The organism is Luteimonas sp. A478 (assembly GCF_054052025.1).
Genome location: NZ_JBSVRF010000003.1, coordinates 125,638 through 145,001, shown reverse-complemented (window position 1 = coordinate 145,001; position 19,364 = coordinate 125,638). Strand labels below are relative to the sequence as shown.

The window sequence follows — 19,364 nt, the reverse complement described above, 5'->3', positions numbered from 1 at the left end:
CTGTCCACGCGCTTTTAACCAAAAGCCGCCGGACAGCAGCTAGGTCCCGACGTGACCGGGTCGGCATTGGAGCCAATAGAGCGCGCCACTGCGCGCCGACGCTCGCAGACGCCGTTCCGGGGAACGGAGCGCGGAGGACTGAATACAACACAACCTTTACTTGCCGGTATCTTATGCGCTCCTGTCATTTCACCCGTCCGGATACGGAGAGCACCATGACCCGACACCTGCTGGCGGCCGCCTGCGCCGCCTCCTGGCCAGCGCCTGCGGCGACAACCAAGTGCCCGTCAACTTGGAAGGGCCGGCTGCCGAGGCGGCGGAACGCGCCGCGGCCAGCTCCGGGCGCCCCTTTACGATGGAGGAAATCAGCCGCTTCAATGAGCCATGGGCCATGACCTTCCTGCCCGATGGCCGCCTGCTGGTGACGGAGAAACCGGGCACGCTGCGCCTGTACGACCCCCAGCGCGACATCACCGGCCAGATCCGCGGCGTCCCCGAGGTGGTGCACGGCGGCCAGGGCGGCCTGGGCGACGTGGTGCTGCACCCTGACTTCCAGAGCAACCCGCTGGTCTACATCAGCTATGCCGAGGCCGGCGAAGGCGATACCGCCGGCGCGGCGGTGGCCCGTGCGCGGCTGGTGCTGGACGGCAGCGGCGACGGCTCGCTTGAGAATCTGGAAGTGGTGTGGCGGCAGGTGCCCAAGGTCAGCGGCCAGGGCCACTACGCGCACCGCATCGCTTTCCACGACGGCATGCTCTGGATCAGCTCCGGCGACCGGCAGAAGTTCGATCCGGCCCAGGACATGCAGTCGAACATGGGCAAGATCCTGCGCCTGAATGAAGATGGCTCGGTCCCCGCTGACAATCCCTTCGCCGGCCAGGGCGGCGTGGCCGCGGAAGTGTGGTCGCTCGGCCACCGCAATCCGCTCGGCTTCGTGTTCGATGCCCAGGGCCGGCTGTGGAACCACGAAATGGGCCCCAAGGGTGGTGACGAACTGAACCTGGTGGAGCGCGGCGCTAACTACGGCTACCCGATCGCTTCCAACGGCGATCACTACGACGGCCGCCCGATCCCCAACCACGACACCCGCCCCGAGTTCCGCGCCCCGGTGATCACCTGGACCCCGGTGATTTCTCCGGCCGGCTTCATCATCTATGACGGCGGGATGTTCCCGGACTGGAGCGGCAGTGGCTTCATCGGTGGCCTGTCCTCCGAGTCGCTGGTGCGGATCGAGTTTGATGGCGAATCGGCGCGCGAAGCCGAGCGCTTTGACATGGGCACCCGCATCCGCGAAGTGGAGCAGGGCCCGGACGGCGCGATCTGGCTGCTGGAAGACGGCGGCCGAGGTGACAACGGCAAGCTGTTCAAACTCACGCCTGCCGGCTCCTGATGTCCCCGGCCGCCGGCGACGCCTGGATGACCCACGCCCGGCCCGATTGCCGGCACGTGGGGTAGGATCTCGCGCGATGGGACAGGCCGGGACGATCCTGCTGGTAGACGACACGCGCAGCGATGCCGCGCTGTATTCGGCCCTGTTGCGTCGCGCCTCCAATCCCCCGCGCGAGGTGGAACATGCGCAGTCGCTGGAAGCAGCGCTGCGGATGCTAGAAAGCGGCCGCTACGCCGCGGTCCTGCTCGACCTCGGACTGCCCGACTGCGAGGAACTGCAGGGCCTGGAAGCGATCGTGGGTCGCTACCCGGAGTTGCCGGTCGTGGTATTGACCGGGCGCGACGAGGACCTTGGCGAGCGGGCCATCGCCGCCGGCGCCCAGGACTACCTGCGCAAATCCGAGGCCAAGCCTGCGGTGATCGACCGCGCATTGCGTCTGGCCCAGGCCCGCCAGGAACTGGAAAACCGCGATCGGCAGGCACGCGAAGAACTGCTGCAATCACGCAGGCAGCTGGCGGAAAGCGAGCGCCGCTACCGCGACATCTTCGATCACAGCATGGGCCTGATCTGCACCCATTCGCTTGGCGGCATGCTGCTGTCGGTGAATCCGGCGGCGGCAGAAGCATTCAGCCTTGCACCGGAAGCGCTGGTGGGACGGCGGCTACATGGATTCGTGCCCGCGGCCGCCCACGACCAGGTCGACGCCTACCTGGGGCGCATCCACGAACGCGGCGCGGACCACGGCCTGGTGCCGGTGATAGTCGACGGTGAGCTGCGGATCTGGCGCTATCACAATCGCCTGATCGACCGCGAGGGAGAGCAACTGGTGCTGGGGCTCGCCCATGATGTGACCGACCGGCAGCGCATCGAACGCGAACTGCGCGCCAAGACCGCCGAACTGGAAGCGGTGAACGACGCCGCCCCGCTCGGCCTGATGCGCACCGATGCCCAGGGCCATTGCACCTATGTCAACCGTACCTGGCAGGCGCTGGCCGGAGTCTCCCAGGAGCAGGCTTTGGGCAATGGGTGGCTGGAAGCAGTCCACCCGGAGGACCGTGAGCGGGTGGCAGAACAGTGGGAGCGCACCTGGCGCGCCGGCGAGAAGTTCTCCGGCCGCCAGCGCTACATGCATATCGACGGGCGCACCGTCTGGTGCACGGTGCATGCCTCGCCGATGATCATCGACGGTCGGATCAGCGGCTATTTCGCCACCGTCCAGGACCTTACCCGCGAACACCTGGCCGAGTTGGCCCGCCGCCGCGGCGACCGGCGCCTGGCCACCCTGGCCGATGCGCTGCCGCTGCTGCTGATGTTCGTGGACCGCGACATGCGGGTGGAATTCATCAACTCCGGCTGGACGGACGAGCTGCAGCGGACGGTCGAGCAGATCATCGGTCAGCCACTGGTTGAACTGATCAGCAACTCGGTGGCGAAATATTTCGCCGAGGGCCTGGAGCGGGCCCGCGCGGGAGTCGAACACAGCGTGGACTTCGACGATCCGGGCGACACGGCTATCCGCACCTGGAATGCGGTGTTCATCCCCCAGCGCGACCAGGACGGACACGTGGATGGCGTGCACGTGATGCTGCGCGACGTGACCCTGGAAAAGGCCCATCGCCAGGAACTGGTGCGTCGCGCCGAACAGGACCCGCTGACCGGTACGTTCAACCGTGCCGGCTTCGAGGCGCACGGCGGCCACGCCTGGAAGGAAGCCGCACGCCAGGGACGCCCGCTGGGCGTATTCTTCTTCGATCTGGACGACTTCAAGGAAATCAACGACAGCCTGGGCCACGCATCCGGCGACGGGCTGCTGCAGGAAGTAGCCACCCGGGTCCGCGAGAGCCTGCGGGCGGACGACATCATCGGACGCCTTGGCGGGGATGAGTTCGCGGTGATCGTGCGCCATGTGTCCGACGCGGGCGCGGCCGAAACAGTGGCCGCGAAGCTTATCGGCGCGGTCAGTGCTTCCACGCGGCAAACGGCCGCGGGCGCCGCCGACCAGACCCGGCATGCCTCCTGCAGCCTGGGCTATTACATCGCCGACGCGGCGCAAGTGTCACTGCAACAGGCCCTGCAGCGCGCGGACCAGGCGCAGTACGCAGCCAAGCGGGCCGGCAAGGGCCTCGCCGTGCAGTGGCAGGCACACGGCCTGCCACAAGCACGGGACCGCAGGTAACACGCGCCAGGACCCCCGGCGAAGGTCAGTCTTCCCAGCCCCAGGGAGCTTCAGGCGCAGGCACTGCCCGGGACAGATCAAAATCCACCTGGAACCCGCGCTCTGTACCCACCCGGTTGCCCGCATAGACAAAGCGTCCATCCGGGTGGATCTCCATCAGCCACACGCTGCGCTGACCGCTGCCGGGGATGACCTCGCGGGTCTGGTCATCGGCGGCGAACATCTGGGTATCGGCGCTGCCGGTGTTGCTGGTGATGCCGCCATACATGGTGACCGTATCCGGGCTGCCGTCAGCCTGGCGGTGATCGTGGCGCAGCTCGATTCCATCAGCGCTGCGGCTCAGCACCCAGGTCCGCGAGCGGTCATCGTCGATCACCAGCGGGATCCGTACCCGGTTGCTGCTGCAGTCACGCACGTGGATGACCACATTGCGATCGCGGAAGGTGTCATCCCCTTCCGGCGCCCGTACCAGCTGCCCGGCGTAGGCCTTGCCGCACAGCGCTTGCAGCCGCTCCCACCACTGGTCCTGCGGATCGCCTGCGCTGGCGCTGCCGGCCACGGCCAGTGAAAGCGCCAGCGCCAACGGCGGCAGCGCGCGGTTCAACATCTTCCGGTCAACAACGGTCTGCATCCTCGACTCCCCGACAGGCATGACCCGGAAGTATCGCCGCATCCGGGCGCCGGGGTCAGGACAGGGCCCGGACGATGTCCGGAATCGGAGCGTTGGTCAGGTTTTTCGGAATCTCCGCAAGCAGCCGCTCGCTGGCCTGTTTATGCAGGCTGGGGCGAATCTGCCCAAGGGTCTGGGGATCGGCGATCAGCACCGCGTGCTCGAATCCATTCTTCAGCACCAGCGCATTGAGATGGTTGGCCAGCTGCTTGGCGAAGGTGGCCTCGTCCATCTCTTCGCCACGGGTTTCGGTCGGCATGGAGCCCGCGGGGCCGTCGTCATCCAGGTTCTGCGGGGTGAGGCTGTCCACCTGGACAAGCTCGTGCTCAAACACGCCGCCCACGCTGCGCAACAGCCGCGCGCCTCCGCCGTCGGCGACGATGATCAGGGTGTCCTTGGGAATCCTCATTCGGGTGCGATCTCCTTCCAGGTCGATCTCTTCCAGGGATGGGCGGCTGCGGTTTACAGCCGCCCCAGTTCGTGTTCGATCTCGTTGGGCGCCGGACGGACCAGACGGGCGACGATCGCGCCATCGCGCAGCACCACCAGCGTGGGCCACAGCTTCACCTGGAACGAGCGCCCCAGAGGCCGTCCGCTGCCGTCTTCGATCTTCAGGTGCGCCAGCTCGTCGCGCCCGGCAAGGGCGCGCTCCAGTGCCGGCTGGGCGGCCTGGCAGTGTTCGCACCACGGCGCGCCGAATTCCAGCACGGTGATGCCGTCCAGCACGTCGACTTCGGATCGGCTGGGCTCTTCGGCTGCGTAGTCACGGGTGTAGGCCATGGAGTGATCCTGCCAGCGGCCAGGTGAAGCTGCAGCATACGGCCTGCCCGGCCAGCCGCCGGCCGGGAATCACTGGCCCTTGTGGACCTCGAGCAGCTCGACCTCGAACACCAGCGAAGCGTTCGGCGGGATCACGCCGCCGGCGCCGCGGCGGCCATAGGCCATCTCCGCGGGGATGCGCAACTCACGCTGGCCACCAACGCGCATGCCGGCCACGCCTTCGTCCCAACCGCGGATCACGCGGCCGGCGCCCAGCGGAAACACGAACGGCTGGTCACGCTCGAGCGAACTGTCGAAGGGTTCGCCGCGGCGGTCAGCCTCGCGCTCGTCGTAGACCCAGCCGCTGTAGTGCACCGTCACCTCATCGCCGGCTTCGGCCACATCGCCCTGCCCCTCGCGGATCTCGATCTGCTCCATCTGCGCCACCGTGCCGCCAGGCGGCGGGCCGGGATCGGCGCAGCCGCTGACCAGGACAGCGGCAAACAGGCTGGCGAGCAGGATCCGGACGGACGTGATGGACATGGCAGTCTCCATAACAGGGGACCGAAGATTACACCGCCTGCCCCGCCGCATGGCCCGATGCCCAGGCCCACTGGAAGTTGTAACCGCCGAGCCAGCCGGTCACATCCAGCACCTCGCCAACGAAATGCAGCCCCGGCACCCGCCTGGATTCCAGGGTGGAAGACGACACCTCGTCGGTATCCACCCCGCCCAGGGTCACCTCGGCGGTCCGGTAGCCCTCGGTGCCGCTGGCCACCAGCGGCCAGGCCGACAGCGTGGCGGCCATGTCTCCCAGCTGCGCCGGGGTGTAGCGGCGCATCGGCTGGCTGGTGAACCAGTGTTCGCACAGGCGCTGGGCAAAGCGGCGCGGCATCACCTCGCCCAGCAGGGTTTTCAGCTCCGCGTCCGGGCGTTTGGCCTGCCAGTGCTGCAGCAAATCAAGCGCATCGGTGCCCGGCAGCAGGTCCAGGCGCAGTTCATCGCCGGGCTGCCAGTACGAGGAGATCTGCAGGATCGAGGGCCCGCTGACCCCGCGGTGGGTCAGCAGCATGGCGTTGCGAAAGCTCTGTCCGTTGCTGTGGGCCTCAACCGGCAGGGCCACCCCGGCCAGCTCGGCCAGCCGCTCCTGGTGGCGGCCGCTCAGGGTCAGCGGCACCAGCCCGGCGCGGGTGGGCAGCACCTCGTGGCCGAACTGCCTGGCCAGCTCATAGCCGAACCCGCTGGCGCCCATGCTGGGGATGGAAAGCCCGCCACTCGCCACCACCACCCGGTTGGCCACCGTGGTGCCCAGCCGGCTGCGGATATCGAAGCAGCCGTCGTCCTGCACGTTGACCGCGGTGATGTCGCAGCGGGTCTCGACGCGCACGCCCACACGCTCGCACTCGTCCAGCAGCATCTTCACGATCAGCTTGGACGACTCGTCGCAGAACAGCTGGCCCAGCTCCTTCTCGTGCCAGGCAATGCCGTGCCGCTCCACCATCTCCAGGAAGTGCCACGGCGAATAGCGGGCCAGCGCCGACTTGCAGAAATGCGGGTTGGTGGAGATGAAGTTCTCGGGCCCGGTGCCGGTATTGGTGAAATTGCAGCGCCCGCCGCCGGACATCAGGATCTTCTTGCCGACCCGGTTGGAGCCTTCCAGCACCAGCACCCGCAGGCCGCGCGCGGCAGCGACCTGCGCGCACATCAGGCCGGCGGCGCCGCCACCGATCACCGCCACGTCTATGTGCTCTTTTTGCATCGGCGCATTCTATCGGGCCGCGCGCGCATCCCCGTGCCTCAGCACCCGGCCGGCGGCCGCAATACGCTCGCCGTCCTCGAATGCCGGAACGCCGTTCACCACCACCAGGTCGAAACCTTCGGCCTGCGCGGTCGGGTCCACGTAATCCGCCCGCGCCCGCACCCGCGCCGGGTCGAACAGCACCAGATCGGCCACTGCGCCCTCGCGCACCACGCCGCGGTCGGCCAGGCGCAGGATCGATGCCGGCAGCCCGGTGCACTTGCGCACCGCCTCTTCCAGCGTCACCAGCCCATCGCGCACCGCGAACTCCTCGATCCACTTGGCAAACGTGCCCGCGCCGCGGGGATGGCTTCCGCCGGGCGAGCCGTCGCTGGCGATGGCCACGTACGGATCCAGCATCAGCCGCGCCTGCAGCGCCTCGTCCATCACGAAGTGCGCGGCGCTGCCGCCGCGCGGGCCGATCTCCAGCAGCACATCCGGGAACGGCTGGCCGGCGGCTTCGGCCACCTGCGCCAGCGTCCGGCCCGCGTGGGGGCCGCTGCCGAACAGCAGCGCTTGCGGACCGCCGCGACGGATCATCCGCGCCTCCAGCGCGGCACGCAGCTCGTCGCGGCGCGATGCCAGCACTTCGGCGTAGTCGGTGGGCGGCATCGCCCATTCGGGAAACAGGATGCCAACGCCCGTGTAGCTGGCCGTATACGGGTAGGCATCGGCGGTCAGCTCCACGCCCGCGCGGCGATATTCCTCCAGCGTTTCCAGCAACCGCTCGGCGCGCCCGGCTCCCTGCCCGTAGACCACCTTCAGGTGCGAAATATGGGTGCGGGCCGGTCGGCTGGCTTCGATGTGTTCGCGGATGGAATCCTCCACCCGGTCATCGTCTTCCGAGCGCATGTGACTCATGGCCACGCCGCCGTGGCGCGCCACCGCCTGGCCCAGCGCCGCGATCTCCTCCGGTTCGGCGTACATGCCGGGCACGTATTCCAGCCCGGTGGAGAGCCCGAACGAACCCGCGGCCATGTCTTCTTCCAGCAGCGCCACAAGCTGCGCAAGTTGCGCCGCGGAGGGCACCCGGGTGTCATCGCCAATGCCCGCCTGGCGCCGCAGGGTGCCGTGTCCGGAACAGGTGGCCACGTTGATGTCGGGGCCGGCCGCTTCAACCTCCGCCATCCAGTCCGGCAGCCGGCGCCTGCCATCGCTGCCGGCGCCCGGGCTGCCGCCATCCTGGCCCAGCACCACCGTGGTCACGCCCATGGCGAGGAAGGGCTGGTAGGAGCGCTGCAGCGGATCGCCGTGGGTGTGCAGATCGATGAAGCCCGGCGCCAGCACCCGGCCGCCGCCGGCGATCACGCGCGCGCCGCGGGACTCGCTGCGGCCCACACGACCGATCTGCACGAACCGGCCATCCTTCACCAGCACATCGGCGTGGCGGGCCGGTTCACCGGTGCCGTCGATCACCCGCACATCGCGCAGCAGCAGCGGCGCGGCGTCCTGCGCCCGCACGCGCCAAGGCACCAGCCCTGCTGCGGCGCCCGCCGCCATTGCCGCCAGTACTTCGCGCCTGGACCAGCCGCCATCAACCATGGTGATCACTCCCCAAACCCGGACAACGCCCGAGTATGCGTGGGAAGCCGGGAACCCTCCAACAGCCGGTGCCCGCAGCACCCGCGGCCATCACTGGGCCACGCGCAATGGCCCCTTCCCCATTGCGTCGCGGTAACGCAGGCGCAGCGCCTGCACCTTGCCCAGGTAATCCTGCGTTTCCCGATAGGGCGGCACGCCCCCGTATCGGGCCACGGTACCGATCCCGGCGTTGTATGCGGCCAGCGCCAGCACCTCATTGCCGTCATATCGGCGCACCAGGTCGCGAAGGTAACGCGCCCCGGCGCGGATCGACTGCCCGGCGGAAAACGGATCATCCACTCCGTAGTCAGCGATCACGCCGGGCATCAACTGCATCACGCCCGCTGCGCCCTTGTCCGACACCGCATCGGCGCTGAACCCACTCTCCGCGTGGGCAACGGCGCGCAACCAGGACTCGTCCAGCCCGGTGGCCTCCGCCGCCCGGCGGAACTCCTCTGCAAACGTGCGCAGCTGCGGAGGTCCCAATCTTCCCAGGCCGGCGTGCGCAGTCTCGCCGGGCGGGGTCTGCACGGTGAAGCGCAGATAGGGCCGGGCCCCCGGCAGCTGGCGCGTGGTGTAGACAAGCACCCCGTCCTGCTCCAGCTCATACAGGGTGCCGCTGACCTCGCCCATCGCGCCCCACAGGTTGGGCGTCTGCACCGGATCGTCCTCGATCACCAGCGCCTCGCACTGCGAACCGGGCTCCGGCGCCGTGGCCATGCTGACCGTGCCATCACGCACGCACCGCCACACCGTGCGTGCATCGGCGGGCGCGCTCCAGGCCAGCAGCAAGATGGACAATGCAGCACCCGCCGCCACGCGCCGGACGGCGGAAACAAGCATGGATAAGGGCGCAGAGATGAGCATGATCTTTCGAGCCTAGGCCCGTCCCGCGGGCACGCCGGTGAACGTCGACGCCGCGCGAAAGCAGCCGTTCAGCCGGCAGGCGTCACGTCCGGCGAAGGACCCTCCGGATCCTTGCCGCCCCGGCGCAGCCGCCCGAACAACTCCACCACTGCCAGCACCACGGCGCCCACCACGATGCCGACCACGCCGTTGCCCAACATGCTGACCAGCGCGCCCGCAGCGCCATCGGGTGACAACTGGTCCAGCAGCGCCTGCAATGCGCCAATGCCGTGCACGAAGATGCCGCCGCCGACCAGGAACATGGCCGCCGTGCCCACCACGGTCAGCGTCTTCATCAGCCAGGGGGCGGCGGTCACGATCCAACGCCCGAATCCCGCCAACGCCCCCTCCCGGCGGCACAGCCACAGGCCGAAATCGTCCAGCTTCACGATGCCCGCCACCAACCCGTACACGCCCACCGTCATGCCCAGCGCAATCGCCACCAGGGTCATGGCCTGCTGCGAGAACGGCGCGCCGCCCACTACGCCCAGCGACAGCACGATGATCTCCGCCGAAAGGATGAAGTCGGTGCGGATCGCGGCGCGGATCTTGTCCTTCTCCGCCGCCACCCGGTCCACCGCCTGGTTGGCGTTATGTTCCGCATGCTGTTGCCTGCGCTCCTGCACCTGCTTGGGATGCAGGAACCGATGCGCCAGCTTCTCCGCACCCTCGTAACAAAGGAACGCGCCGCCCGCCATCATCAGCGGCGTGATCGCCCACGGCAGCCACACGCTGATCGCCAGCGCCGCCGGCACCAGGATCGCCTTATTGAGGAATGAGCCGCGGGCCACCGCCCATACCACCGGCAGTTCGCGGTCGGCCTGCACCCCGGTCACCTGCTGGGCGTTGAGGGCCAGGTCATCGCCCAGCACCCCGGCGGTTTTCTTGGCCGCGGCCTTGGTGAGAATGGAGACGTCGTCGAGGATCGAAGCAATATCGTCGAGCAGGGTGAGCAGGCTGGCACCGGCCATTGCGTCCCATCCTTCGCGGAAAACGCAAGTGTGCCGGAACCCATGTCAACGCCTACACACACCCCGCGTAGGAGCGCGCCATGCGCGCGAAGCCGCGTGACACATGGCATTGCCGCGAGGCGTCGGTAACCGCGTCGTGGCCGGAGCTACCCCGCATCGCCGGGATTTACGCGGCTTCGCGCGCATGGCGCGCTCCTACCCGAAAGGGTGGGGGCGTAAACTTGGGGAATGACCAATAACGATCCCGCTGCCAATCTCGGGGCCAATCTCGACGCGATCCGTGCCCGCATCGCCGCCGCCTGCCAGCGCGCCGGCCGCGATCCTTCCGAAGTCCGCCTGCTGCCGGTCAGCAAGACCGTGGATGAAACCCGCCTGCGCGACATCCACGCGCTGGGCATCCATGAGCTGGGCGAAAACAAGGTGCAGGAAGCCCAGGACAAGTGGGAGGCCATGGAAGACCTGGCCGACCTGCGCTGGGTGCTGATCGGCCACCTGCAGACCAACAAGGCCAAGCACGCGGCCCGCTTCATCAGCGAGTTCCAGGCCCTGCACAGCACCCGCCTGGCCGAAACGCTGGACCGCCGCCTGCAGATGGAAGGCCGCGCCATCGACGTGCTGGTGCAGGTGAACACCTCGGGCGAGGAATCCAAGTTCGGCCTGCCGCCCGAGGAAGTCGAGGCCTTCGTGCGCACCTTGCCGGCGTATTCCTCGCTGCGCGTGCGCGGGCTGATGACCCTGGCGCTGTTTTCACCGGATGAATCCCTGGTGCGCCCCTGCTTCGTGCGCTTGCGCGAGCTGCGTGACCGCCTGCGCCAGAGCGCGCCCGACGGCATCGTCATGGACGAGCTGTCCATGGGCATGTCCGGCGATTTCGAAATGGCCATCGAGGAAGGCGCCACCACCGTGCGCGTGGGCACCGCGATCTTCGGCACGCGCCCCACCGCCGACAGCGACTACTGGCCCGGCTTCGCCGGCAGGAAGGCGGGCGAGTGAGCCGCCCGCCAACTCCGCCGCCCCCCGTGGGCGAGCGCATCATCGATGTGGTCTCGGTGCAGTCGCAGGTGGCCTACGGCAACGTGGGCAACAACATCGCCGTGCCCGTGCTGCAGGCGCTGGGCCTGCACGTGGCGCCGGTGCCCACGGTGGTGTTCGGCAACACCCCCCACTACCCCACCATGCATGGCGCCCCGCTGCCGCTGGACTGGTTCCAGGGCCTGCTGGATGACCTGGAAGCGCGCCAGGCCGCCACCCGCGCCCGCCGCGTGCTGGTCGGCTATCTCGGCTCTCCCGAACAGGGCATGGCCCTGGCCGCCTGGGTGCAGCGCATGCAGCGGATCAATCCCACGCTGCGGCTGCAGATCGATCCGGTGATCGGCGACCACGACTACGGCGTCTATACCGATCCGGCCCTGCTGCCGGTGTGGCGCGACCACCTGCTGCCGCTGGCCGAGGGCCTGTGCCCCAACCATTTCGAACTCGGCAAGCTGACCGGCCGCAGCCTGCGCACCCTGGATGAGTGCCTGGACGCGGCCGAAGCCCTGCTCAACGACACCACCCGCTGGGTGGTGGTGACCAGCGCCGCGCCCGAGCTGTGCCCGCCGGACCGGATCCAGGTGGCCATCGTCGGTGAGGGCGTGCGCGAAGTGCTGGAACACCCGCAGGTGCCACATCCGGTGAAGGGGGTAGGCGACATGTTTGCCGCCCTGGTGGCCGGGCGGATCGACAGCGGTGTGCCGCTGCTTGATGCCGTTGACCGCACCTGCGGCAATGTGGTCGACGTGCTGCGACATGTGCAGGCGCAGGGCTGGCAGGAACTCGCCCTGCCGCGGCATATCGCCCGCCGCCTGGAATAGTCCGGGCCTTCACGCTGCGGCACGCGCGCTTGATGCACATCATGGAGCCGCCGGCGCTGAACCGGCATTGTGTCCCCATCGGACAACTATCGGATCCCTGCATGCCCATCCAACTGGACCTGCGACACCTGCCGGCGCCTGAGCCCATGGAGCGCCTCCTCGACGCGGTCGACGCGCTCACTCCGGGCGATTCCATCGAGGCCCTGACCCCGTTCTGGCCCACTCCGCTGCTGCCCATCCTCGAGATGCAGGGCTGCGCATGGCGCCGTGAACCCAGCCCGGACAGCCACGCCCGCATCCTCATTTTCCTGCGCGAAGACGCGGAGCGCTTCCCCGCCGTGGCATGAGCGGCCTGGATTTCGCCCAGGCGCCCCCGCCGCAAAGGCCCCTGCGCTGGTTGTTGAGCGTTCCCGTCTGGGGAATGCTGGCCGGCGCCTTCCTCCTCGCTTATGGCGAGACCGCCCTGGCCAGCCGCTGGTCGCCGCACACCGTGGCGCTGGTGCACCTGTTCACCTTGGGCGTGCTGGGCAACGCCATGCTCGGCAGCCTGCTGCAGTTCCTGCCCGTGGCCGCCGGCACGCCCATGCCGCTGGGGCGCTCGGCCGCCTGGCTGCACGTCGCGTTCAACCTCGGATTGGCGATGTTTGCCGTCTCCATGGTGCAGATGCACCGCACCGGGCTGGGCGTGTCCAGCGTGCTGCTGGCCGTGCCGATCCTGGTGTTCGTCGCGGCTGCCCTGCCCGGGCTGCTGAAGCGCGGCGCCCAGCAGGTGCTGCGCTCCGGCCTGGCGATGGCGGTACTGGCACTGGCCGTAACCGCGGTGGCCGGTGCCGTACTGGTCGCCATTCTCCGCGGTGACGCCCCGTTGCCGCTGGAATCGATCACCGATGCCCACGCCACCATCGGCCTGCTCGGCGGCGTGCTGGGCCTGATGGCCGCTGTGGGCAGCGTCACCCTGCCCATGTTCCAGGGCACCGAAAAAATCCCGGATCGGTGGCTGGGAGGCTGGATCGCACTGACCGTGGTGTCGCTGGCCATCGGCGCCACCCTGCGGATCTACACCGGCCTGCAGCAGCCGCTGGTGGTCTCCGCCCTGCTGCCCGCGCTGCTGTTTGTCGGCACCTCGCTGTGGCTGCCGCTGCGCCGGCTGTACCGGCGCAACCCCGCGCTGGTGTGGGCGTGGCGGCTGGGCACGCTGGCCGTTGGCGCCGCCTGCGTGATCACCCTGGCCGGCACCACCTCCCCGCTGTCATCGGAGGGCGTGTTCCTCGCTGGCGCCCTGGCCATCGCCATCGGCCTGCCGATGATGCTCACCGGCATGATGCTGGAAATCATCGGCTTCCTCGCCTGGATCAACCTGCGCCGCGACTGCCCCCGCGGCATGCGCGTGCCCGGCGTAGGCACCCTGGTACCGGACAAGGACAAGTGGGTCGTGCTGGCGATGCATCTGCTGACGGCTGCAGTGCTGATTGGCGCCGTGCTGGAGCCTGCCATGCTCGCCCGCCCGGCCGGGCTGATGCTGGTGCTGTCGTGGGCGGCCGTGCTGGCGGTTCAGCTGCGTGGGATGGGCAGGGCGCGGACATTCCGGCGGGAGAACTTCCCGGCCGGAAACGAAGCTTCCAGCCCCTGATCACGCCGACTTCCCGGCATTATTCGCGTTCACCACAGCCGATCCTTTTCATCGACGCCAGGATCGCATCCGCACTTTCAGGACTATCTGTCAACGCGAACTTCAGCTCCCCGCACATCCTGTTCTTGCTCATACGCTGCATGGTCCCCCCAAGCGACCGATCCACGAACACAAAACGTGCGCGAGGCTCGGGAGCCGAGGGCAGTGAGGGGCCAGGCGCGTAGATCCTCCGGCTGGAATAAACCAGTTCGCCACCTGGTAGCGAAAGGTCAAGCGTTTGGGTGCCATTCCCCGACTCTGCCTCCACCGCTTCAAGTGGCTTGTCAAACATTGGAGCCGCCTTTTCGGCTTCCCTCGCACTGCGGTTCGACTGCTTCGGGACGGCCACCTCCGTGGAAGGGGGCAACGCATCCGGTGCCTCTTCGATCCAGACCAACTGGATGACGTCATGTGCCGGAGCCACGTGGGGGCCAGGCGACCGCAAACTGGCATTGAGAAAGCACAGCAACACCAAGTTGAACGACACGGACACCAAGGCTGCCGCGCCGCGGTCAACCCGCTGCAACCCTTCACCTCCAAGACGTTCCATCGTCATATGTTCCATTCGTTGTCCGGGACGAAGTTCTCCGCGGGCGGGCACATAGAGCTGCAACTCTGCGCCGTGAGCATACTGGCGACCAGTCACTTCCATTGGCCTTGGCGGCGGTGCTGGACGGACCGATCAGTACCCGGCTTGGGCACCCCCATCAGGGACGGTGACGGTGTCCGCCGCATGCGGCGAATCAGGCGCCATGCCGCCCCCGGCAGTGAGGCCGGCAAGCGCAAGGCCGCCCAGGACCAGGACGAACCCGATCGCGATCGCCACGGCGGGTCGTTTGACCGGACGCGCCAGGCGTCCGAGAAGGTGGCCGACCGGCGGCAGCACCACCAGGGCGCCGGCAAACATGGGAATGGAAGGGATCGTATCCCCGGCCGAGAAGGCACCCCAGGCGATGAATCCAAGCATCAGGGCCAGCACCCAGCGCACCAGTGTGATCAGCATCTTGAAGCGGCTCCCGATTCGACTTCAGGCGGGACTTTAACCAAATTTTCCAGCGGACGAGAAAGCCCGCCTGGTGGCGGGCTTTTGGGCCGGGGTGCAGCACGTCATCCCATGAGCCGGTCTCGCTCCGCCCGCAGGCTCGCCATCTTGCGGACCAGTCGCCAGGTCCGGAATACCACGTACGGAACGTAACCCGCGGCGGCAATCAGGAATCCGGAGCCCAGGTGCTGGTGATGGATGGCCGGAAGCGTCAGGAACGCCAGCGGGATCAGCAACAGGCCGCCGGCGAGGCCGAACCAAAGCGTCGCCACCACGAATTTCGCGCGGCGCACCTCCGCATCAATCATTCCCACAAGCCCGCCAGCGGGGAGGCCGAACAGGCGATAGCGCTGGCGAATCAGCAGGTATCCCACCTGCCACGCCACCACCACGGTGCAGGCGACCACCAGCCATGACCGCAACTCGGACTGCCGGCTCCACGCCCACGCCGACAGCACCAGCACCGCCAGTACGCCGAGAAATTCGCCCACCAGGCCGATCCGATTCCGCCACCGGTATCGCCGCATGCGCGACCGCAATACACCGGGATCAGGCGCGTCAGTCGCGCTCCACTGAGCAACAAGATCACCCCAGTCGTCATTTCTCATTTCGGTCTCCAAGCATGCCCCGCAATTTCTGCCTTGCCCGACTCAGGCGCTGGTCCACAGTGTTGTCGGCCACGCCCAGGATTACAGCGATCTCGCGGTTGCCAAAACCTTCCAGCACAAGCAGTACGCATTCCCTTTGCCCGCCGGGTAATCGGCGTACCGCCTCCAGCAGCCGGTCGCGCTCCTGCAGCCCATCGGCGTACTGCTCGGGGCGCAGCGCAGTGGATTCCAGATGCTCGTCCAGGCTGGCGGAGTCGGTGCGGTTGGCCCGGCGCCTCACGTGGTCGAGCGCGGTGAACTGTGCGATACGGGCAACGAAAGCTTTCAACGGACCATCGCCGCGGTACGCCGGCAACGCCTTCCACAGGGCGACCGACATGTCCTGCACCAGGTCGTCGCGGGCAGCACTGGTCCGCGTGTACCCCGCTGCGATGCGGAACAGCATCGAACCGTGGTCGCGCAGAACAACATCGATGTCAGACGGCGACTTCACCCTTCAGGCGTCCAGCACCGGAGCGAAAACGTCCCGATACGCCGCATACCCGATGCATAGGCCTGCGGGCAGAAGCACCAGCAGCAGCAAGGGCATCCAGACCAGCCCGGCCAGCATCATCGCCATGACCAGCGAGTGGAGCACCATTGGCTGCCAGCAGCGCTTGAGAAGCCGGGCGTTCTCCTTGATCGCCGGCCACAGCCGCATTCCATCCAGGACCATCCGTGGACCGACGAAAAACAGGAACAGCATCAGACCCATTCCCGAAGCAAGGATGCAGGCCATCTGTGCCCGGGAGAACGTAATACCGGCAACATCCCCCATCACCAGCGCAATTGCCTGCGTCTGGTTGCCGATCAGGGCGGCCACCGACGCCTGCAGGCCGAACACTGCAAGGCTCGCCAGCGCCAAACCCGCAACCTGGCGCCAACGCAGCGCTGTCTGCCAGCCGGTGATCCGGGGCGAGAACCGGTGATGGCGCACCTTGTGGTCAAGCATGACCAGCACCCAAGCGGAGACAGCTGGCGTGAGGAGCTTGGAGAGCACCATGCCCGCCGCCGGAGTCAACTGGACAAGCGCTTCGAACAGCACGGGCAGCAGCGCCAACACCAGAAGCCGCAACGGCGCTACGCGATATATCCGCCAGCCCTGCTTCCACCACGCTCCAACCCGGGTCCATCGCAGCACTGCCTGGTCATAGCCAAATACGTCACCCCGCGTGCCTGTCAGTTCCATGTCCATCCCCGTCACAGCCCAAGTTATGGAATACAGACGAGCGGGCCAGGGAGAACCTGACAGACGTTACAGCGGCAAGGGGCTGCCCTCTCACCCAGCCGCCCACAAAGCCAGGCCGCCGACGAAGAACAGCACGACCCACGACAGGTGACGCCCGCGGGTCATCACCAGCGGCAGCATTCCCGACAGCAGCATGGTCCAGCCCAGCACGGTCAGCAGCTGGCTACGCCCCAGGTCACCCGACGCGGCCTGCCAGAGCAGCACCGCCATGCCCCACCACGCCACCGTGGTGATGTGCCAGGCAAAGCGCAGCGTGCGGATGGTGAACGCGGTACCGCCGAACAGCCTGGGCAGGTGGTCGCGGCGAAACAGGCGGATGAGAATGTAGCGCTCGCCCAGCAGCGAGTGGGCCAGGCCGAGGAGGAAGAGCAGCACTGATCCAACATGCAGAGTCGTCATGGCCCGTCTACTCGTAGTGCGTCCACATTCTCAGGACTTTAACGGTGTGCTCGGCCTGGAGCACTTGATAGACCAGACGATGCTGGATGTTGATTCGCCGGGAGTAGGCGTCGGCCAGCCGTTCCGGTGTGGTCGCGCGCCCGCGCCCCATGACCCCGCGCGCGCGATCTGCCAGACTTCTCGCCCTTCAAGATTTCCGGTGACGCCCGCGGCATGCGCCTGAACAAGTACATCAGCAACACCGGCGCCTGCTCGCGCCGCGAGGCCGACCGCCTCATCGGCGAAGGCCGGGTCACGGTCAATGGCCAGCGCGGGCGCGTGGGCTCGGAAGTGGGCGAAGACGACATCGTCGCAATCGACGGCCAGACGCTGCAGACCCGAACCGTCGCGCCCGGCAAGCGCCGCCACGTCTACATCGCGCTCCACAAGCCGGTGGGCATCACCTCCACCACCGAGTCGTCGGTGAAGGGCAACATCATCGACTTCATCGATCACCAGGAACGGATCTTCCCGATCGGCCGGCTCGACAAGGATTCCGAGGGCCTGATCCTGCTCACCAGCAACGGCGACATCGTCAACGCCATCCTGCGCGCCGAGAACAAGCTGGAGAAGGAGTACCTGGTGAGCGTGAACAACGCGGTCACCCAGGAAGCCCTGCGCGGCATAGCCCGCGGGGTACCCGTCCACGGCAAGATGACCTTGCCGTGCCGGACCAGCCCGCTGGGCAAATACGGCTTCCGGATCGTCCTGGTCCAGGGCCTCAACCGCCAGGTCCGCCTGATGGCGGCGCACTTCAAGCTGCGGGTCAAGCAGCTGGTGCGGGTGCGGATAGGACCGGTCAAGCTGGCCCATCTCAAGCCCGGCCAATGGCGCAACCTCACCGAAGCCGAGCTGCGTGCGCTGCTGCCGGGCCAGACGGAATTCTGATGCGCGATCAACCCTGCCGTCAGGTTTCACAGGCCGCAGCGGCGGTCGGCACCGTTGCCGCCGTGCGCGCGGTCACCCGCGCCGTCCTGCTGGCCCAGGCGTAGATCATCAGTCCAACCACGGCGGTGGCGGCACCGACATAGCCGGTCGAGGTCCAGCCGTAACCGGCGGTGATCGCCATGCCGCCCAGCCACGGCCCCAGCGCATTGGCCATGTTGAACGCAGCGTGGTGCGAGGCCGCGGCCAGCGTCTGCGCCTCGCCTGCCACGTCCATCAGGTGCGACTGCAGGATCGGCCCCAGCGCGCCCAGCAAGCCAATGGCGACGGTCGCCAGCAGGATCGTGGGTAAGCTACCCGCCATCACCGGAAATAGCAGCAGCGCCACCACGGCCCACGCCAGCACCACCCAGACGCTGCGCAGCCCGTAGCGGTCGAACAGCCATCCGCCGGCAAAGTTTCCGATCACCCCACCCAGGCCAAACCCGGCCAATCCCAGCGGAATCCACCCCGCCGACACCCCGGTCACTTCCAGCATGGTGGGCGCCAGATAGCTGAAGACCGCGAACATGCCGGCGAAACCGATCGCGCCGATGCCCAGTGCCTGCCACACCGGCGTGCGGTTGAACGCGCGCAGCTCGGCCAGCGGATTCGCCTTCGGACCGTTGGCCTGCACCGGCAGCCACACCGCCAGCAGCACCGCGGTGACAACCGAGATCACCGCCACCGCCACGTAGATCCAGCGCCAGTCGACCACCTGGGCTGCCCACGTCGCCAGCGGATTGCCGGCCAGGATCGCCAGGGTCAAACCCAGCATCACCAGGCTGACCGCGCGCCCACGCTGGTGCGGCGGGCTGATCGCCACCGCCGTCAGCGCCGCCACGCCGAAGTAGGCGCCGTGCGGCAAGCCGGCGATGAAGCGGAACAGCAGCAGGCTGCCATAGGTCGGCCCCAGCGCGCTGGCCAGGTTGCCCAGCGCGTAAAATCCGATCAGCGACAGCAACAGGGTCTTGCGCTTCCAGCCCGCGCCCAGGATAGCCAGCACCGGCGCACCAACCACCACGCCCAGCGCGTAGGCGCTGATCAGGTGCCCCACCTGCGGCTCGGTCACGCCCAGCGAGACGACCATGTTGGGCATCAGCCCCATGCCGGCGAACTCGCCGGTACCGATGGCAAAGCCGCCCAGCGTCAGCGCGAACAGGATCAGACCGACCTGGCGTGGGCTCAGTGCGGGGGCAGTCTGGGGTGGGGTGAAATCAGGAGAGGGAGCTTTAGGCATCACCCATTTTGCTGCATTGCAGCAGAGAGATTCCAGCTACGGGCGTAACGA

Annotated in this window: 23 protein-coding genes; 7 read left to right on the top strand and 16 right to left on the bottom strand. The window is 67.8% G+C overall.

What is annotated here, in order from left to right; all coding sequences use genetic code 11:
- Nucleotides 1-241 precede the first annotated feature (241 nt).
- The gene (locus ACW7G3_RS07200) at nt 242-1,390 is read left to right on the top strand and encodes a PQQ-dependent sugar dehydrogenase (RefSeq protein ID WP_456982383.1); all 1,149 of its coding nucleotides are present in this window, start codon (nt 242-244) and stop codon (nt 1,388-1,390) included.
- 76 nt (nt 1,391-1,466) lie between these two features.
- Nucleotides 1,467-3,566 carry a PAS domain-containing protein gene (locus tag ACW7G3_RS07195; RefSeq protein WP_456981999.1) on the top strand — a complete coding sequence of 700 codons (2,100 nt, stop codon included), beginning with the start codon at nt 1,467-1,469 and terminating at the stop codon, nt 3,564-3,566.
- A 25-nt stretch (nt 3,567-3,591) separates the two neighbouring features.
- Here the strand turns inward: ACW7G3_RS07195 and ACW7G3_RS07190 are convergent, their stop codons facing one another.
- From ACW7G3_RS07190 to ACW7G3_RS07155, 8 genes are all read right to left on the bottom strand, one after another.
- Nucleotides 3,592-4,197 (bottom strand): hypothetical protein, encoded by a 606-nt coding sequence (locus ACW7G3_RS07190; RefSeq protein WP_456981997.1) that lies wholly within the window; start codon nt 4,195-4,197, stop codon nt 3,592-3,594.
- 55 nt (nt 4,198-4,252) lie between these two features.
- Nucleotides 4,253-4,645, bottom strand: a complete 393-nt coding sequence (locus ACW7G3_RS07185; RefSeq protein WP_456974012.1) for a host attachment family protein — start codon at nt 4,643-4,645, stop codon at nt 4,253-4,255.
- A gap of 53 nt (nt 4,646-4,698) precedes the next feature.
- Nucleotides 4,699-5,016, bottom strand: coding sequence for a thioredoxin family protein (locus tag ACW7G3_RS07180; protein ID WP_456974014.1), 318 nt, complete (start codon nt 5,014-5,016; stop codon nt 4,699-4,701).
- 69 nt (nt 5,017-5,085) lie between these two features.
- Entirely contained in the window at nt 5,086-5,538 is a 453-nt protein-coding gene (locus ACW7G3_RS07175; protein WP_456981996.1) for an FKBP-type peptidyl-prolyl cis-trans isomerase, read from the bottom strand.
- A 28-nt stretch (nt 5,539-5,566) separates the two neighbouring features.
- Nucleotides 5,567-6,754: an NAD(P)/FAD-dependent oxidoreductase gene (locus ACW7G3_RS07170; RefSeq protein ID WP_456981994.1), complete on the bottom strand. Its 1,188-nt coding sequence runs from the start codon at nt 6,752-6,754 to the stop codon at nt 5,567-5,569.
- Nucleotides 6,755-6,763: 9 nt separating this feature from the next.
- Entirely contained in the window at nt 6,764-8,335 is a 1,572-nt protein-coding gene (locus ACW7G3_RS07165; protein WP_456981993.1) for an N-acyl-D-amino-acid deacylase family protein, read from the bottom strand.
- Between the two features lie 90 nt (nt 8,336-8,425).
- Nucleotides 8,426-9,217 (bottom strand): lytic transglycosylase domain-containing protein, encoded by a 792-nt coding sequence (locus ACW7G3_RS07160; RefSeq protein WP_456981992.1) that lies wholly within the window; start codon nt 9,215-9,217, stop codon nt 8,426-8,428.
- Between the two features lie 92 nt (nt 9,218-9,309).
- Nucleotides 9,310-10,251, bottom strand: a complete 942-nt coding sequence (locus ACW7G3_RS07155; protein ID WP_456974024.1) for a DUF808 domain-containing protein — start codon at nt 10,249-10,251, stop codon at nt 9,310-9,312.
- 228 nt (nt 10,252-10,479) lie between these two features.
- Between ACW7G3_RS07155 and ACW7G3_RS07150 the strand changes: the two genes are divergently transcribed.
- From ACW7G3_RS07150 to ACW7G3_RS07135, 4 genes are all read left to right on the top strand, one after another.
- The gene (locus ACW7G3_RS07150) at nt 10,480-11,244 is read left to right on the top strand and encodes a YggS family pyridoxal phosphate-dependent enzyme (protein WP_456974026.1); all 765 of its coding nucleotides are present in this window, start codon (nt 10,480-10,482) and stop codon (nt 11,242-11,244) included.
- The gene (pdxY, locus tag ACW7G3_RS07145) at nt 11,241-12,104 is read left to right on the top strand and encodes a pyridoxal kinase (protein WP_456981991.1); all 864 of its coding nucleotides are present in this window, start codon (nt 11,241-11,243) and stop codon (nt 12,102-12,104) included. The genes ACW7G3_RS07150 and pdxY overlap by 4 nt, the downstream gene beginning before the upstream one ends.
- A gap of 101 nt (nt 12,105-12,205) precedes the next feature.
- The gene (locus tag ACW7G3_RS07140) at nt 12,206-12,451 is read left to right on the top strand and encodes a DUF2249 domain-containing protein (protein WP_456981989.1); all 246 of its coding nucleotides are present in this window, start codon (nt 12,206-12,208) and stop codon (nt 12,449-12,451) included.
- Nucleotides 12,452-12,504: 53 nt separating this feature from the next.
- On the top strand, nt 12,505-13,734 hold the full coding sequence (locus ACW7G3_RS07135) for a hypothetical protein (RefSeq protein ID WP_456981988.1): 1,230 nt from the start codon (nt 12,505-12,507) through the stop codon (nt 13,732-13,734).
- Between the two features lie 19 nt (nt 13,735-13,753).
- Here the strand turns inward: ACW7G3_RS07135 and ACW7G3_RS07130 are convergent, their stop codons facing one another.
- The 7 genes from ACW7G3_RS07130 to ACW7G3_RS07100 all read right to left on the bottom strand — a co-directional run bounded on the left by ACW7G3_RS07130 (nt 13,754) and on the right by ACW7G3_RS07100 (nt 17,261).
- A complete protein-coding gene (locus ACW7G3_RS07130) occupies nt 13,754-14,425 on the bottom strand; it encodes a hypothetical protein (protein ID WP_456981986.1) in 672 nt (223 codons plus the stop codon).
- Between the two features lie 30 nt (nt 14,426-14,455).
- Nucleotides 14,456-14,776 carry a hypothetical protein gene (locus tag ACW7G3_RS07125; protein ID WP_456981984.1) on the bottom strand — a complete coding sequence of 107 codons (321 nt, stop codon included), beginning with the start codon at nt 14,774-14,776 and terminating at the stop codon, nt 14,456-14,458.
- Nucleotides 14,777-14,880: 104 nt separating this feature from the next.
- Entirely contained in the window at nt 14,881-15,423 is a 543-nt protein-coding gene (locus tag ACW7G3_RS07120) for a hypothetical protein (protein ID WP_456981982.1), read from the bottom strand.
- Nucleotides 15,413-15,916, bottom strand: coding sequence for an RNA polymerase sigma factor (locus tag ACW7G3_RS07115; RefSeq protein WP_456974040.1), 504 nt, complete (start codon nt 15,914-15,916; stop codon nt 15,413-15,415). Before ACW7G3_RS07115 ends, ACW7G3_RS07120 begins: the two co-directional genes overlap by 11 nt.
- Nucleotides 15,917-15,919: 3 nt before the next feature.
- Entirely contained in the window at nt 15,920-16,651 is a 732-nt protein-coding gene (locus ACW7G3_RS07110) for a hypothetical protein (protein WP_456974042.1), read from the bottom strand.
- 90 nt (nt 16,652-16,741) lie between these two features.
- Nucleotides 16,742-17,110: a hypothetical protein gene (locus ACW7G3_RS07105; RefSeq protein WP_456974044.1), complete on the bottom strand. Its 369-nt coding sequence runs from the start codon at nt 17,108-17,110 to the stop codon at nt 16,742-16,744.
- Nucleotides 17,111-17,117: 7 nt separating this feature from the next.
- A complete protein-coding gene (locus tag ACW7G3_RS07100; protein ID WP_456981980.1) occupies nt 17,118-17,261 on the bottom strand; it encodes a type II toxin-antitoxin system YoeB family toxin in 144 nt (47 codons plus the stop codon).
- A gap of 62 nt (nt 17,262-17,323) precedes the next feature.
- Between ACW7G3_RS07100 and ACW7G3_RS07095 the strand changes: the two genes are divergently transcribed.
- Nucleotides 17,324-18,037: a pseudouridine synthase gene (locus tag ACW7G3_RS07095; protein WP_456981978.1), complete on the top strand. Its 714-nt coding sequence runs from the start codon at nt 17,324-17,326 to the stop codon at nt 18,035-18,037.
- A 19-nt stretch (nt 18,038-18,056) separates the two neighbouring features.
- On the opposite strand, the gene ACW7G3_RS07090 is transcribed toward ACW7G3_RS07095, so the two are convergent.
- A complete protein-coding gene (locus ACW7G3_RS07090) occupies nt 18,057-19,313 on the bottom strand; it encodes an MFS transporter (RefSeq protein WP_456981976.1) in 1,257 nt (418 codons plus the stop codon).
- Nucleotides 19,314-19,364: the final 51 nt, after the last annotated feature.

What these genes read in the sequence shown, in the direction of transcription:
- ACW7G3_RS07195 (WP_456981999.1), top strand. Translation starts at nt 1,467, where the DNA reads ATGGGACAGGCCGGGACGATCCTGCTGGTAGACGACACGCGCAGCGAT.
- ACW7G3_RS07190 (WP_456981997.1), bottom strand. Translation starts at nt 4,197, where the DNA reads ATGCAGACCGTTGTTGACCGGAAGATGTTGAACCGCGCGCTGCCGCCG.
- ACW7G3_RS07185 (WP_456974012.1), bottom strand. Translation starts at nt 4,645, where the DNA reads ATGAGGATTCCCAAGGACACCCTGATCATCGTCGCCGACGGCGGAGGC.
- ACW7G3_RS07180 (WP_456974014.1), bottom strand. Translation starts at nt 5,016, where the DNA reads ATGGCCTACACCCGTGACTACGCAGCCGAAGAGCCCAGCCGATCCGAA.
- ACW7G3_RS07175 (WP_456981996.1), bottom strand. Translation starts at nt 5,538, where the DNA reads ATGTCCATCACGTCCGTCCGGATCCTGCTCGCCAGCCTGTTTGCCGCT.
- ACW7G3_RS07170 (WP_456981994.1), bottom strand. Translation starts at nt 6,754, where the DNA reads ATGCAAAAAGAGCACATAGACGTGGCGGTGATCGGTGGCGGCGCCGCC.
- ACW7G3_RS07165 (WP_456981993.1), bottom strand. Translation starts at nt 8,335, where the DNA reads ATGGTTGATGGCGGCTGGTCCAGGCGCGAAGTACTGGCGGCAATGGCG.
- ACW7G3_RS07160 (WP_456981992.1), bottom strand. Translation starts at nt 9,217, where the DNA reads ATGCTTGTTTCCGCCGTCCGGCGCGTGGCGGCGGGTGCTGCATTGTCC.
- ACW7G3_RS07155 (WP_456974024.1), bottom strand. Translation starts at nt 10,251, where the DNA reads ATGGCCGGTGCCAGCCTGCTCACCCTGCTCGACGATATTGCTTCGATC.
- ACW7G3_RS07150 (WP_456974026.1), top strand. Translation starts at nt 10,480, where the DNA reads ATGACCAATAACGATCCCGCTGCCAATCTCGGGGCCAATCTCGACGCG.
- ACW7G3_RS07140 (WP_456981989.1), top strand. Translation starts at nt 12,206, where the DNA reads ATGCCCATCCAACTGGACCTGCGACACCTGCCGGCGCCTGAGCCCATG.
- ACW7G3_RS07130 (WP_456981986.1), bottom strand. Translation starts at nt 14,425, where the DNA reads ATGGAAGTGACTGGTCGCCAGTATGCTCACGGCGCAGAGTTGCAGCTC.
- ACW7G3_RS07125 (WP_456981984.1), bottom strand. Translation starts at nt 14,776, where the DNA reads ATGCTGATCACACTGGTGCGCTGGGTGCTGGCCCTGATGCTTGGATTC.
- ACW7G3_RS07120 (WP_456981982.1), bottom strand. Translation starts at nt 15,423, where the DNA reads ATGAGAAATGACGACTGGGGTGATCTTGTTGCTCAGTGGAGCGCGACT.
- ACW7G3_RS07110 (WP_456974042.1), bottom strand. Translation starts at nt 16,651, where the DNA reads ATGGAACTGACAGGCACGCGGGGTGACGTATTTGGCTATGACCAGGCA.
- ACW7G3_RS07105 (WP_456974044.1), bottom strand. Translation starts at nt 17,110, where the DNA reads ATGACGACTCTGCATGTTGGATCAGTGCTGCTCTTCCTCCTCGGCCTG.
- ACW7G3_RS07100 (WP_456981980.1), bottom strand. Translation starts at nt 17,261, where the DNA reads ATGGGGCGCGGGCGCGCGACCACACCGGAACGGCTGGCCGACGCCTAC.
- ACW7G3_RS07095 (WP_456981978.1), top strand. Translation starts at nt 17,324, where the DNA reads ATGCGCCTGAACAAGTACATCAGCAACACCGGCGCCTGCTCGCGCCGC.
- ACW7G3_RS07090 (WP_456981976.1), bottom strand. Translation starts at nt 19,313, where the DNA reads ATGCCTAAAGCTCCCTCTCCTGATTTCACCCCACCCCAGACTGCCCCC.